This is a genomic window from Variovorax sp. Root411, from assembly GCF_001425205.1.
Lineage (GTDB): Bacteria > Pseudomonadota > Gammaproteobacteria > Burkholderiales > Burkholderiaceae_C > Variovorax.
The window spans coordinates 141,388-155,144 of record NZ_LMDW01000012.1 but is presented as its reverse complement, the minus strand read 5'-3'; the positions used below and the strand labels follow the sequence as shown (position 1 = coordinate 155,144).

The window sequence follows — 13,757 nt, the reverse complement described above, 5'->3', positions numbered from 1 at the left end:
GGTACTTAGCTTCGTCCTTCACCGGCGGGTGTGCCGAAGAAGACGCCATAGGGCGCGAGCATCAGCATGCGCTTTTCGCCCGAGGCCTGCACGACGGCGGTCGGCGCGAGGGGCTGTCCGGCGAGAGGCACCAGTCCGTCGGGCAGCGGCATCGATACCGGCTCGCTGCCGAAGTTGAAGACGGCCTGCAGCGACGATGTTTCGTCGTGCCGCTCGAAGTGCAGCAGAGGGTCGGGCGCATCGATGAAGCGGATGCCGCCGGTGCGCAGCAGGGGCTGCGTGCGGCGCCATTGCAGCAGCGAGCGGCTGAAGGCGAGCATTGAATCGGGCTGCGCGGCCTGCCGTTCGACGGCCAGCGGAAGGTGGGGGCCGTACACCGGCAGCCAGGGCGTGCCGGTGGTGAAGCCGCCGTTCGGCGCTTCGGCGGTCCACGGCATCGGCGTACGGCAGCCGTCGCGGCCCTTGAACTCGGGCCAGAACGCGCGGCCGTACGGGTCCTGCAGCAGCTCGAACGGCACCTCGGCCTCGGGCAGGCCCAGTTCCTCGCCCTGGTAGATGCTGGCGCTGCCGCGCAGTGCGAGCAGAAGCGCCAGCCAGAGCCGGGCGCGCCGGGTGTCGGCCGGGCCGCCGTCGCTCCATCGCGTGGCGACGCGCGGCACATCGTGGTTCGATACCGCCCAGCAGCCCCAACCGCCGGTGGGCGCCAGCGCGTCGTCGAGCGCCTCGACCTGGTGGCGCAGGTGGGCGGGGCGGTGGTCTGCCGTCAGCAGGCTGAAGCTGTAGGCCAGGTGCAGGCGCTTGCCGAGTTCGGTGTACTGCGCCATGACGGGCGGCGCGTTCTCGTCGCCGACCTCGCCCAGCGCCACCGCGCCGTAATCGTCGAGCAGGCGGCGCAGGCTTTCGAGGAAGGCCAGGTTCTCCATCTGGCTCTTGTCGTACAGGTGCTGCTGCATCGCATAGGGGTTGTCGGCGCGCACCGTGCTGACTTCGTCGATCGACGCCAGCGAGGCCGGCGGGTTGTCGCGCAGCAGCGCGTCGTGAAACTGGTGGTTGCAGGCATCGAAGCGAAAGCCGTCTACGCCGCGCTCGCACCAGAAGCGCACCTCGCCCAGCAGGGCCTCCTGCACGGCGTCGCAATGGAAGTTGAGGTCGGGCTGCTCGGTGAGGAAGCTGTGCAGGTAGTACTGCCGCCGGCGCGAATCCCACTGCCAGGCCGAGCCGCCGAACACCGACAGCCAGTTGGTCGGCGGCGTGCCGTCGGCCTTGGGGTCGGCCCAGACGTACCAGTCGGCCTTGGGGTTGTCGCGGCTGCTGCGGCTTTCGGCGAACCAGGCGTGCTGGTCGGAGGTGTGCGAGAGCACCTGGTCGATGACGAGCTTCAGGCCCAGTGCGTGCATGCGCGCCAGCATGGCGTCGAAGTCGGCCAGCGTGCCGAACAGCGGGTCGACTGCGCGGTAGTCGGCCACGTCGTAGCCGAAGTCCTTCATCGGCGAACGGAAAAAAGGGGAAACCCAGACGGCATCGACGCCGAGGCTGGCCACGTGTTCGAGCCGGGACGTGATGCCCGGCAGGTCGCCGATGCCGTCGCCATTGCTGTCCATGAAGCTGCGCGGGTAGATCTGGTAGATCACCGCGCCGCGCCACCATTCGCTGTCGCTCTTGCTGCCCATGCCGGCCCCTGTGGTCTGAAAATCATTGTGGCACGCGAAATCCGGGCCACCCGCGAAGCTTTCTACACTGGGCGCCGTTCCCCGCTCTTCAAGATGACACCAGATTCCGCTTCCTCCCTCGCCGCGCTCGAGGCACGGCTCGCCCAGGACCTCGAATACCTCGGCTGGCCCGGCCGCAACTGGATGCCCGCCCGACAGGGGGGCGATGAGTCCATGCTCGACGTGGCCATCATCGGCGGCGGCCAGGCCGGCCTGGCTGCCTCGGTCGCGCTGGCGCAGCTGGGCATTCGCGCCGTGGTGTTCGACCGCTCGCCCGCGGGCAAGGAAGGACCCTGGGCGACCACGGCGCGCATGGAGACGCTGCGCTCGCCCAAGGAGCTCACCGGTCCCGCGCTCGGCCTGCCATCGCTCACCTTCCGCGCCTGGTTCGAGGCTCAGTTCGGGCTGGAGGCATGGACGGCGATGGACAAGATCCCGCGCCTGCAGTGGATGGACTACCTGGTCTGGTACCGCCGCGTGATGGACGTGGACGTGCGCAACGACACCACGGTGACCGGCATCCACCCGCTGCCCGATGCGTCCGGCGTGCGGCTGGCCCTGCGCACGCCGCAGGGCGAACGCAGCGTGCTGGCGCGCCGCGTCGTCCTTGCGACCGGGCGCGACGGCCTAGGCGGGCCGGCCGTTCCGGCTTTCGTCGATGCACTGCCGCGCTCGAAGTGGGCGCACTCCTCCGACGACATGGACTACGGCCGGCTCGAAGGCCTGCGCGTGGGCGTGGTCGGCGCGGGCTCCTCGGCCATGGACAGTGCGGCCACCGCGCTGGAGGCCGGCGCGCGCAGCGTCGAGCTGCTGATCCGCCGCAGCGACCTGCCGCGCGTCAACAAGGGCAAGGGTGCGGGTGTGCCGGGGCTCACGCAGGGGCACTACGATTTGCCCGACGAGCTCAAGTGGCGCATCCGCCACTACATCAACGTGGCGAACGTGCCGCCGCCGCACGGCAGCACGCTGCGGGTGTCGGGGCATACCAATGCCTTCTTCAACTTCGGCTGCCCCATCCTCGCCATCGAGCCGCGGGGCGAGGCCATGCGTGTGTCGACGCCGAAGGGGGTTTTCGAATTCGACTTCCTGATCGTCTCGACCGGCTTCAAGGTCGACTGGCCGAACCGCCCGGAATTCGCCGCCGTCTCGGCCCACATCCGGACATGGAAAGACCGCTTCGAGCCCGCGCCCGGCGACGAAGACCAGGAACTGGCCGACTCGCCCGACCTTGGGCCCGCCTTCGAATTCCAGCAGCGCCTGCCGGGCGAGTGCGCGGGGCTCGGGCGCATCCACTGCTTCTGCTACCCGGCGGCGCTGTCGCACGGCACGGTGTCGGGCGACATTCCGGCCATCAGCGACGGCGCGAAGCGACTGGCGAGCGGCATCGCCAGCCTGTTCTACCGCGAGGACTTCGACCACCACTACGCCAACCTCGAGGCCTATGCCGAGCCGGAACTGTTCGGCGACGAATGGACGCCCGCGCTGCCGCCCCAAGAAAGAAACCGACCATGACAAGCACTCCCCACGATGTGATCGATGCCGCCGTCCCGCTGGCGCCGGACCACCCCCTCTGGGCGCTGCGGCGCCAGCGCGACAAGGTCGTCGCAGCCACGCAGGGCAGCTACGACGCGATGTTCTCGCCGGCCGTCGAAGGCCTGTCGGTGAACGAGCGGCTGGTGGTGGCGCTGCATGCCTGCCGCGTGTCGAAGGCGGACGGCCTGGCCGCGCACTACCGCGACCGGCTGGTGGCCGAAGGCGCGGACGGCGACGTGATCGCTGCCGTGGATGCCGGCCGGCCGGTGGCCGATGCGCGCCTGCAGGCCGTGCTGGCCTTCACCGGCAAGCTGATCGAACGCCCCATCGAGGGCGACAAGGCCGCCGTTCAGTCGCTGGCCGCGAGCGGCCTCTCGACACCCGCCATCGTGGCGATGAGCCAGTTGATCGCTTTCCTCTCGTACCAGATTCGCGTTGCCGTCGGCCTGAAGGCGCTGGTCGCCGCGGAGGCCGCGGCATGACGGCCCCGATCCGCATCAAGGGCTTCACCACCGAGGTGCTCAAGTGGAAGCCGTGGCTCGACACGGTGAACGTCGACACCGCCACGCCGGCCCAACTGGCCGCGCTCGACGAGATGAGCCCGCAGGCGCGCAGCTCGCCGTACTTCCTGGTGCTGGCGCATCAGCCCGAGATACTGCTGCAGCGCTCCATCGCCTTCAACGCGATCATGTTCGCGCCGGGCGGCATGCCGCGCGCCGAGCGCGAGCTGGGCGCCACGGTGGAATCGCGCGTCAACGGCTGCGTGTACTGCGCCTCGGTGCATGCACAGCGCTTCGAGCAGCTGGCCAAGCGCAACGACGTGATCTCGCAGGTGTTCGAGGAGCCGGAAGGCGCCGGCACCACGGCGCGCGAGAAGGCCATCGTCGCGTTCTCGATCCGTCTCGGTGCCGAGCCGGACAAGGTCTCGGCCGACGATGTGCGCGGGTTGAAGGAGGCCGGGCTGACAGAGCAGGAGATTCTCGACCTGATCCATTCGGTCGCCCTGTTCGCCTGGGCCAATCGGCTGATGCTCAACCTCGGGGAGCCGGTCTTCCCCGAAGCCGACGCGTCATAGCCGCTCGAGCAGCCCGGCGACGGTTTCGTTCGCCAAGCCCAGCGGTTCGAGCAGGTCGTTCTCGCGGCGGAAGTCGATGCCGTTGACCAGCGAGGCCGCGTCCACGATGGTGCGGGTCGCGGGCGTCGGCACGCCGGCGATAGCGCCCAGCGCCTCGACGAACGCCAGGCCGTAGGGCATGTCTTCGGTCACGTAGCGGGTGTCGACCTGCGTGGGGCCGGGCGGACCGCCGCGCTTGGCGTGCAGTTCGGCGGCGATGTCCTCGAGCTTTTCCGACGCGGTGCCGAAAGAGCGTGCGAAATGCGCTTCGATGGGGTCGAGCTCGATGCCGAAAGCGGTGGCCACGGCGCGCCGCTCCCGGTCCAGCGCCTCGATCACGCGCGACACGCCGGGCGTCATGCAGTGGTACTGCGGCCAGTTCTCGGCGCGCTCGATGCGCGTCCAGTTGAACACCGCGAGCGGGCCGTGGGACTGCGGATTGACGTTGGCCAGGGCGCTCGCGAGGGCGCTGCCGTCGGGGAAGAAGCCGGCGCCGAAGAGGGTGGTGCACAGCGCGACGGCCTCTTCCACCCGCGAGCCGGGCAGGGCGGAGACGCCGACCGACTTGCGCCGCGTCATTACCCTGACCTGCGTGCCGGACTCGCGGCGCGCGGTCAGCACGGTCGTGCCGAAGCTGGCGACGGTGATCTGCCGGCCTGCGCGCGCAGCTGCCTCGTGCAGATAGAGCGAGGACAGCGAGGCCATCGAGCTGACGATCACGGTCTGGCCGTCGCGCAGGAAGGGGAGCAGCGCGTCCATCACGCGCCTGTGGCCGTTGACGGGGAGGGCGAGCAGGAGCACGTCCGAAGCGGCGCAGAGCCCGGCCGCGTCGTCGGCGACCTCGACCTTCACCGAGAACGACTGGATGCCGCCGGCTTCCAGCGGCCGAGTGCGCAGCCCGTCCGCGCCCCGGCCGCCCGGCGACCACACCGTGGCGCCATGGCCCGCCTGCCGCAGCCACGCCGCGCTGGCCAGCGCGATCGCCCCGGCGCCCGCAATGCCGACGCGGTACTTCGTGCCCGGCGAAACCTCAGTCAATCTTGATTCCGCCTTGCTTGATCACTTTCGCCCAGCGCTGGCTGTCTTCCGTCACCACCTTGCCCAGCGCGGCCGGGCCGCCGCAGGTATTGACCGCGCCCAGCTGCGCAAAGCGCTGCTTCGTCTCCGGCAGGTTGCACACCTCGACCAGCGCCGCGGACAGCTTCTCGACGCTCGCCGCGGGCATGCGCGCCGGCGCCATCACGCCGACCCAGACCGGCACTTCCATGCCCGGCAGGCCGGTGGCCTCGCCGATGGTCGGGGCCGTGCCCATGCCGGGCAGCGCCGCGTGGGAGAAGGTGCCGAGCACGCGCGCCTTGCCGCTGGCGACCATCGGCTCGATCGAGGCCACGCTGGTCACGATGGCCGCCACCTGCCCGCCCAGCAGGTCCGTCATGGCGGGCGCGGCGCCCCGGTAGGGCACGTGCAGCAGGTTCACGCCGCTCGCCTGCGCCAGCAGCGCCCCGGTCAGGTGCGACACGGTGCCATTGCCCGTCGAGGCGTAGGTAACCTGGCCCGGCCTGGCCTTGGCGTCGCGCAGCACGTCGGCCACGGTCTTGTAGGGGCTTTCGGTGCGCACGGACAGCGTCATCGGCGTGTCCGCCACCAGGGCCACCGGCACCAGCTCGTGCACCGGGTCGTACGGGAGCTTGACCTGCAGGTGGGGCGCGATGGTGATGGCGCCGCCCGTTGCGAGCAGCACCGTGGCCCCGTCCGTCGCCTTGGCCACCGCGTCGGCGGCCACGATGCCGCCGGCGCCGGCCTTGTTGTCGACGATGACGCTCTGGCCAAGCCTGTCGGCGAGCTTGGCGCCCAGGTAGCGGGCGATAACGTCCTGGGCGCCGCCAGTGGCGAAGGGCACGACGAGGCGCAGGGGCTTGTCGTTCTGCTGGGCCCGCAGCGGCGTGGCAGCAAGGCTGGCGGCGGCCGCGAAGGACAGGGCGAGATGTTTCCAGAGCAGTTTCATTGTGTCTTTCCGTCCGCGTGAGGCGGCAAGCTGGGGAGCGAGTCTAGTCCGGCGCGATAATCCGTCCTCCCCGGCCACCCCGCGCCGGGTCTTGCCGAACCCGTCATGAATCCCAGCTACAAACCCAGCGACGTCGAGTCCGCTGCCCAGGCGCAATGGAGCGCCGCCGATGCCTATCGCGTCACCGAGGACGCGAGCCGCAAGAAGTACTACGCCTGCTCCATGCTGCCGTACCCCAGCGGCAAGCTGCACATGGGCCACGTGCGCAACTACACGATCAACGACATGCTCACGCGCTACCTGCGCATGAGCGGCTACAACGTGCTGATGCCCATGGGCTGGGACGCCTTCGGCCTGCCGGCCGAGAACGCGGCGCTGAAGAACGGGGTGCCGCCGGCCAAGTGGACCTACGAGAACATCGACTACATGCGCGGCCAGCTCCAGGCCATGGGCCTGGCGATCGACTGGAGCCGCGAGATCGCCACCTGCGATCCGAGCTACTACAAGTGGAACCAGTGGCTGTTCCTGAAGATGCTGGAGAAGGGCATTGCCTACCGCAAGACCCAGGTCGTCAACTGGGACCCGGTCGACCAGACCGTGCTGGCCAACGAGCAGGTGATCGACGGCAAGGGCTGGCGCACGGGCGCCACGGTCGAGCGCCGCGAGATCCCGGGCTACTACCTGAAGATCAGCGACTACGCCGAAGAGCTGCTCGAACACACCCAGCACAAGCTGCCGGGCTGGCCCGAGCGCGTCAAGCTGATGCAGGAGAACTGGATCGGCAAGAGCGAGGGTTTGCGCTTCGCCTTCACGCATGACATCCATGGCGCGGACGGCAAGCTCATCCAGGACGGCCGCATGTACGTGTTCACCACGCGCGCCGACACCATCATGGGCGTCACCTTCTGCGCCGTCGCGCCCGAGCATCCGCTGGCCGCGCACGCCGCCACGCTCGATCCGAAGGTCGCGGCCTTCATCGAGGAATGCAAGGCCGGCGGCACCACCGAGGCCGAGCTCGCCACGCAGGAAAAGAAGGGTGTGCCCACCGGCCTCACGGTGATGCATCCGATCACCGAGGAGCAGGTGCCGGTGTGGGTCGGCAACTACGTGCTCATGGGCTATGGCGACGGCGCCGTGATGGGCGTGCCCGCGCACGACGAGCGCGACTTCGCCTTCGCCAACAAGTACGGCCTCGAGATCATCCAGGTCGTGCTGGTCGACGACGAGCCGCACTTCGACTACCACAAGTGGCAGGACTGGTACGGCGACAAGCAGCGCGGCGTGACCATCAACTCCGACAACTTCAGCGGCATGACCTACAAGGAGGCCGTGGCCGCCGTGGCGCACGCGCTGGGCCAGAAGGACCTGGGCGAGCTGCAGACCACCTGGCGCCTGCGCGACTGGGGTGTGAGCCGCCAGCGCTACTGGGGCACGCCGATCCCGATCATCCATTGCGAAGAGCACGGCGCGGTGCCGGTCCCGGAGAAGGACCTGCCCGTGGTGCTGCCGACCGACTGCGTGCCCGACGGCTCGGGCAACCCGCTGAACAAGCACGAAGGCTTCCATGCCGGCGTGACCTGCCCCGTGTGCGGCAAGGCCGCGCGGCGCGAGACCGACACGATGGACACCTTCGTGGACTCGTCGTGGTACTTCATGCGCTACTGCGACCCGAAGAACGACGACGCCATGGTGGGCGGCGGCGCCGACTACTGGATGCCGATGGACCAGTACATCGGCGGCATCGAGCACGCGATCCTGCATTTGCTGTACGCGCGCTTCTGGACCAAGGTGATGCGCGACCTGGGCCTGGTGAAGGCCGACGAGCCCTTCAGCAAGCTGCTCACGCAGGGCATGGTGCTCAACCACATCTTCTACAAGCGCAACGAGAAGGGCGGCAAGGACTACTTCCCGCCCCTCGAAGTCACGGCGGTGCTCGACGCGCAGGGCCGCATCACCGGCGGCACGCTGGCCGACGGCACGAAGGTCGAGTACGGCGGCGTCGGCAAGATGGGCAAGAGCGAACGCAACGGCGTCGACCCGCAGGACCTGATCGAGAAGTACGGCGCCGACACCGCGCGTCTGTACACCATGTTCACCGCACCGCCCGAAGCCACGCTCGAGTGGAACGACGCGGCCGTCGAAGGCAGCTACCGCTTCCTGCGCCGGGTGTGGAACTTCGGCGTGGCGCAGGCGGACGTGGCGCCGGTCGCGATCGGGGGCCAGGGCTTCGGCAAGTCCGCCCAGGCGCTGCGCCGCGAGGTGCACACCGTGCTGCGCCAGGTCGACTACGACTACCAGCGCATGCAATACAACACCGTGGTGTCGGGCGCGATGAAGCTGCTCAATGCGCTGGAAGGCTTCAAGCCCGACGGCAGCAACGGCGACGCGGCCGCGCTGCGCGAAGGCTTCGGCATCCTGCTGCGCTGCCTCTACCCGGCCACGCCGCACATCGCGCAGCAGCTCTGGAGCGAACTCGGCTACGACAAGGACCTGGGCGGCCTGCTCGATGCGGCCTGGCCCGCGGTCGACGTCGATGCGCTGGTGCAGGACGAGATCGAACTGATGCTGCAGGTCAACGGCAAGCTGCGCGGCAAGCTCAGCGTGCCGGCCGGCGCGTCGAAGGACGAGATCGAGAAGCTCGCGATCGCCTGCGACGACTTCGTCAACTTCGCCGAAGGCGCGCTGCCCAAGCGCGTGATCGTGGTTCCCGGCCGCCTGGTCAACGTGGTCCTTTGAACGACTCAAGCATGAACATTCGCAATGTCTCGCTGCCGCGCCGCGGCTTTCTTCTCGGGCTGACGGCGGCGGGCGCTTCGCTCGGCCTGGCCGGCTGCGGCTTCGAGCTGCGCAAGGCGCCGGTCTTTGCGTTCAAGACGCTGTCGGTGTCGGGCAACTCGGCCTTGATCAACCAGATCCGGCGCGAGCTGCGGGCCACCGGCTCGGTGACATTGCTGCCGGCCGACCAGTCTTCCACCGCCGACGTGGTGCTCGAAATCCTCGGCGAGGACCGCAACCGCTTCGTGATCTCGACCAATTCGGCCGGCCTCGTGCGCGAACTGCAGCTTCAGCTGCGCGTGCGCTTCCGCTTGCGCACGCCGGGTGGCAAGGACCTGCTGCCGGCCACCGAGGTTTCGCAGACGCGCGACCTGAGCTTCAATGAAACCAACGCGCTGGCCAAGGAAGGCGAGGCTGAACTGCTGTTCCGCGACATGCAGGCGGACATCGCGCAGCAGCTGATGCGCCGCCTGGCCGCCGTCAAGGAACTCTGAGGCCGCGCGCCCCGGCCTTCATTCGATTGCCATGCAACTAGCCAGCGCCCAGCTCGGGGCCCACCTGCAGAAGGGCCTGAAGCCGCTCTACACGATCCACGGCGACGAGCCGCTGCTCGCTCAGGAGGCGGCCGACGCCGTCCGCACCGCCGCGCGCGCGCAGGGCTACACCGAGCGCAGCTCGTACACCGTGGCCGGCGCGCACTTCGACTGGAGCGCGGTGCTCGCGGCGGGCGGCTCGCTCTCGCTGTTCGCCGACAAGCAGATCGTCGAGATCCGCATTCCCTCGGGCAAGCCCGGCAAGGACGGCAGCGCCGCGCTGCAGCAGCTGGCCGAGGCGGCGCCCGGCAACGACAGCACGCTCACGCTTGTGATGCTGCCGCGGCTGGACAAGGCCACGCGCACCGGCGCCTGGTTCTCGGCGCTGGAGAACAACGGCGCGAGCATCCAGGTCGAACCGATCGAGCGCAACGCGCTGCCGCAATGGATCGCGCAGCGCCTGGGCCAGCAGGGCCAGCGCGTAATGCCCGGCGATGAGGGCCAGCGCACGCTGCAGTTCTTCGCCGACCGTGTGGAGGGCAACCTGCTGGCGGCGCACCAGGAAATCCAGAAGCTCGCGCTGCTGCACCCGGCCGGCGAATTGAGCTGGGAGCAGGTCGAGGGCGCGGTCAACAACGTGGCGCGCTACGACGTGTTCAAGCTCTCCGAGGCCGTGCTGGCCGGCAACCCGCAGCGCGTGGCGCGCATGCTCGACGGCCTGCAGGCCGAGGGCGAAGCCGAGGTGCTGGTGCACTACACGATCGCCGAGGACATCCGTGCGCTCAAGCGCGTGAAGGACGCCATGGCCTCGGGCCGACCGCTGCCGATGGCGCTGCGCGAGAACCGCATCTGGGGCCCGCGCGAGCGCGCTTTCGAGCGCGTGCTGCCGCGCCTGGACGACCGCATGCTGGCCCGGCTGCTGCGCGCGGCGCACGTGGTGGACGGCATCGTGAAGGGCCTGAAGCAGCCCGACTGGCCCGCCAGTGGCTGGCAGGCCCTGCAGCGGCTCGCGCTGATGCTGTGCCGCGCGTGCAGCAGCGCTCTTGCCCCCTCTCCCTCCGGGAGAGGGTTGGGATAAGGGCCGGCGGCCTTTATCGCATCGCACGCTTCCAGGCGCCGCGGCCCTCACCCTAGCCCTCTCCCGGAGGGAGAGGGAACAATGCGCGAAATCTGGGGTTGATCCAAATGCAGGAAAATGCCGGCATGAACGCGTTCAACGTCAGCGAGCACATGCAGAGCCTCGGCCTGCAAGCCAAAACCGCCGCATTCCTCATGGCCCGTGCGGATTCAGCCACCAAAAACAAGGCATTGAAGGCGCTGGCCCGGCGCCTGCGCGAAGCCGGTCCGGTGCTGGCCGTGGCCAACCAGAAGGACCTGGAGCGCGCCACGGCCGCCGGCCTCTCGGCGCCGATGGTCGACCGCCTCAAGCTCACGCCCAAGGTCATCGAGACCGTGGCGCTCGGCTGCGAGCAGCTCGCCGGCATGGCCGACGTGATCGGCGAGATCATCGGCATGAAGCAGCAGCCCAGCGGCATCCGCGTGGGCCAGATGCGCGTGCCGATCGGCGTGTTCGGCATGATCTACGAGAGCCGCCCCAACGTGACCATCGAGGCCGCGAGCCTGGCCATCAAGAGCGGCAACGCGGCCATCCTGCGCGGCGGCTCGGAAGCCATCGAGTCGAACAAGGCGCTGGCGCTGCTGGTGTCCGAGGCGCTGGCCGAAGCCGGCCTGCCGGTGGAAGCGGTGCAGCTGGTGCAGACCACCGACCGCGAAGCCGTCGGCCAGCTGATCGCCATGCCGGAGTTCGTCGACGTGATCATCCCGCGCGGCGGCAAGGGCCTGATCGAGCGCATCAGCCGCGACGCCAAGGTGCCCGTCATCAAGCACCTGGACGGCAACTGCCACGTCTACGTGGACGACACGGCCGAGTTCGACATGGCGCTGCGCATCGTCGACAACGCCAAGACCCAGAAGTACAGCCCCTGCAACGCCGCCGAAGGCCTGCTGGTGTCGGCCGCGGTGGCCGACGACTTCCTGCCCGAGATCGCCGCCATCTTCGCGGCCAAGGGCGTGGAAATGCGCTGCGACCCGGCCGCCGCCGCCATCCTGCGCGCCGACGGTGCGATCGATCCGAAAGCCAGGGTGGTCGATGCGGTCGAATCCGACTGGTCCGAGGAATACCTCGCTGCCGTCATCAGCATCAAGGTGGTGGCCGGCGTGGACGAGGCCATTGCGCACATCAACCGTTATTCGAGCCACCACACCGACGCCATCGTCACGCGCGACCACGTGCATGCCCAGCGCTTCCTGCGCGAGGTCGACTCGGCCAGCGTGATGGTCAATGCGAGCACGCGCTTCGCGGATGGCTTCGAGTTCGGGCTGGGCGCCGAAATTGGCATCAGCACCGACAAGTTCCATGCGCGCGGACCGGTGGGGATCGAAGGGCTGACTTCGCTCAAGTACGTGGTGCTGGGCCAAGGCGAAGTGCGGACCTGATGCGCGCCGCTCTCGTGGTCTTGTCTTCGGGATGGGCACCCCCAATTCCTACAATTCCGCTCTACCTTTAAGCACAAAACCAACAAGGCCGCCCGCATGGTTCCGCATCTCGTCACCGCCCTGACCGGCCCGATCAACGAACTGGAGCAGCGGGTGCTCGACTCGATGCCTGCCATCGAGCGCTGGTTCCGGCTCGAGTGGATGGAGCACACGCCGCCGTTCTACAGCGCCGTCGACATCCGCAACGCCGGCTTCAAGCTGGCCCCGGTCGACACCAACCTGTTCCCGGGCGGCTGGAACAACCTCACCAAGGAAATGCTGCCGCTGGCGGTGCAGGCCGCGCAGGCGGCCATCGAGAAGATCTGTCCGGAAGCGCGCAACCTGCTTGTCATTCCGGAAAATCACTCCAAGAACACCTTTTATCTCGCCAACGTCGCGCAACTGGTGCGCATCTTCCACATGGCGGGGCTCAACGTGCGCATCGGGTCCATCGACCCCGCCATCAAGACTTCCAAGAAGATCGAACTGCCCAACGGCGACACCGTGACGCTCGAACCGGTGGTGCGCAGCAAGCGCAGGCTGGGGCTGAAGAATTTCGATCCCTGCACAATTCTGCTCAACAACGAGCTTTCTGCTGGAACGCCCGGCATCCTCGAGGACTTGCACGAGCAGTACCTGCTGCCGCCGCTGCATGCGGGCTGGTCGGTGCGCCGCAAGAGCAACCACCTGCACAGCTACGAGGAGCTGTCCAAGCGCTTCGGCAAGCTGCTGGGCATCGACCCCTGGCTCATCAACCCGATCTATGCGCGTGCCGAAGGCGTGGACGTGGCCGAGGGCCGCGGCATCGACGTGCTGACCAGCCATGTCGACGCGGTGCTGACCAAGGTGCGTCGCAAGTACAAGGAATACGGCATCAACGAGAAGCCGTTCGTGGTCGTCAAGGGCGGCCACAGCGGCAGCGGCAGTCCGGGCGTGGTGACGGTGCGCGATGCCAAGGACGTGGAGGCGCTGATCGGCAAGCCCCGCGGCGGCGCCGGCCTTCCCGCCGCCAAGGCAGGCGCCAGCCGCGAACTGCGCGAACCCACCGAGCTGATCGTGCAGGAAGGCGTGCTGACCAACGAGCGCGTGCACAACGGCGTGGCCGAGCCGGTGGTCTACATGATGGACCGCTACGTGGTCGGCGGCTTCTACCGCGTGCATGCCGAGCGCGCCGCCGACGAGAACCTGAAGCTGCCGGGCGCGAGCTACGTGCCGCTGGCATTTTCTGAAAGTGCGCACTTGCCTCAGCCCGGCGCCAAGCCTGGCGCCAGCGCCCCGAACCGCTTCTACATGTACGGTGTGGTCGGCCGGCTGGCCATGGTGGCCGCCAGCTACGAGATGGAAGCAACCGATCCGGACGCTGAAATCTACGAATGATTCCCGTGGCGGCTCGCGGCGGCTTGCACCGGTCGCAAGCAGCGGCAAAATAGCGGCCCCACAGCAACGGAAACAAAAGGGCGGGAGGGGTGACAATGGTGAACTAAAGTTCTCTCGTGTCGCACCCCGGCGTGTCTGACGCGTCGATTCCAGCAGCCTGTCCTTTTCCCATCGAC

11 protein-coding genes are annotated in these 13,757 nt (G+C 68.6%); 8 read left to right on the top strand and 3 right to left on the bottom strand.

What is annotated here, in order from left to right; translation table 11 throughout:
• Nucleotides 1-5 precede the first annotated feature (5 nt).
• The gene (locus ASC92_RS11715; RefSeq protein WP_056515089.1) at nt 6-1,670 is read right to left on the bottom strand and encodes an alpha-glucosidase; all 1,665 of its coding nucleotides are present in this window, start codon (nt 1,668-1,670) and stop codon (nt 6-8) included.
• Nucleotides 1,671-1,763: 93 nt separating this feature from the next.
• Between ASC92_RS11715 and ASC92_RS11710 the strand changes: the two genes are divergently transcribed.
• From ASC92_RS11710 to ASC92_RS28590, 3 genes are read left to right on the top strand one after another with little or no spacing between them, the layout of a single operon-like run.
• Complete coding sequence (locus ASC92_RS11710) at nt 1,764-3,221, top strand: NAD(P)-binding domain-containing protein (protein ID WP_056516346.1); 1,458 nt, start codon at nt 1,764-1,766, stop codon at nt 3,219-3,221.
• Nucleotides 3,218-3,724 carry a CMD domain-containing protein gene (locus ASC92_RS28595; protein WP_056515085.1) on the top strand — a complete coding sequence of 169 codons (507 nt, stop codon included), beginning with the start codon at nt 3,218-3,220 and terminating at the stop codon, nt 3,722-3,724. Before ASC92_RS11710 ends, ASC92_RS28595 begins: the two co-directional genes overlap by 4 nt.
• Nucleotides 3,721-4,317 (top strand): peroxidase-related enzyme, encoded by a 597-nt coding sequence (locus tag ASC92_RS28590; RefSeq protein ID WP_056515083.1) that lies wholly within the window; start codon nt 3,721-3,723, stop codon nt 4,315-4,317. The genes ASC92_RS28595 and ASC92_RS28590 overlap by 4 nt, the downstream gene beginning before the upstream one ends.
• Here the strand turns inward: ASC92_RS28590 and ASC92_RS11695 are convergent.
• On the bottom strand, nt 4,312-5,394 hold the full coding sequence (locus ASC92_RS11695) for an NAD/NADP octopine/nopaline dehydrogenase family protein (RefSeq protein ID WP_056515080.1): 1,083 nt from the start codon (nt 5,392-5,394) through the stop codon (nt 4,312-4,314). The genes ASC92_RS28590 and ASC92_RS11695 overlap by 6 nt on opposite strands.
• Entirely contained in the window at nt 5,387-6,361 is a 975-nt protein-coding gene (locus ASC92_RS11690) for a Bug family tripartite tricarboxylate transporter substrate binding protein (RefSeq protein ID WP_056515076.1), read from the bottom strand. Before ASC92_RS11690 ends, ASC92_RS11695 begins: the two co-directional genes overlap by 8 nt.
• A 105-nt stretch (nt 6,362-6,466) precedes the next feature.
• Between ASC92_RS11690 and leuS the strand changes: the two genes are divergently transcribed.
• The 5 genes from leuS (at nt 6,467) to gshA (ending at nt 13,581) form a co-directional block, all read left to right on the top strand.
• Nucleotides 6,467-9,097 (top strand): leucine--tRNA ligase, encoded by a 2,631-nt coding sequence (gene leuS / locus ASC92_RS11685; protein WP_056515073.1) that lies wholly within the window; start codon nt 6,467-6,469, stop codon nt 9,095-9,097.
• A gap of 11 nt (nt 9,098-9,108) precedes the next feature.
• The gene (gene lptE / locus ASC92_RS11680; protein ID WP_056515070.1) at nt 9,109-9,630 is read left to right on the top strand and encodes an LPS assembly lipoprotein LptE; all 522 of its coding nucleotides are present in this window, start codon (nt 9,109-9,111) and stop codon (nt 9,628-9,630) included.
• A gap of 31 nt (nt 9,631-9,661) precedes the next feature.
• A complete protein-coding gene (gene holA, locus ASC92_RS11675; protein WP_056515067.1) occupies nt 9,662-10,747 on the top strand; it encodes a DNA polymerase III subunit delta in 1,086 nt (361 codons plus the stop codon).
• A 125-nt stretch (nt 10,748-10,872) separates the two neighbouring features.
• Nucleotides 10,873-12,165, top strand: a complete 1,293-nt coding sequence (locus ASC92_RS11670; protein WP_200935975.1) for a glutamate-5-semialdehyde dehydrogenase — start codon at nt 10,873-10,875, stop codon at nt 12,163-12,165.
• 96 nt (nt 12,166-12,261) lie between these two features.
• Entirely contained in the window at nt 12,262-13,581 is a 1,320-nt protein-coding gene (gene gshA / locus ASC92_RS11665; RefSeq protein ID WP_056515061.1) for a glutamate--cysteine ligase, read from the top strand.
• The last annotated feature ends 176 nt before the right edge of the window (nt 13,582-13,757 follow it).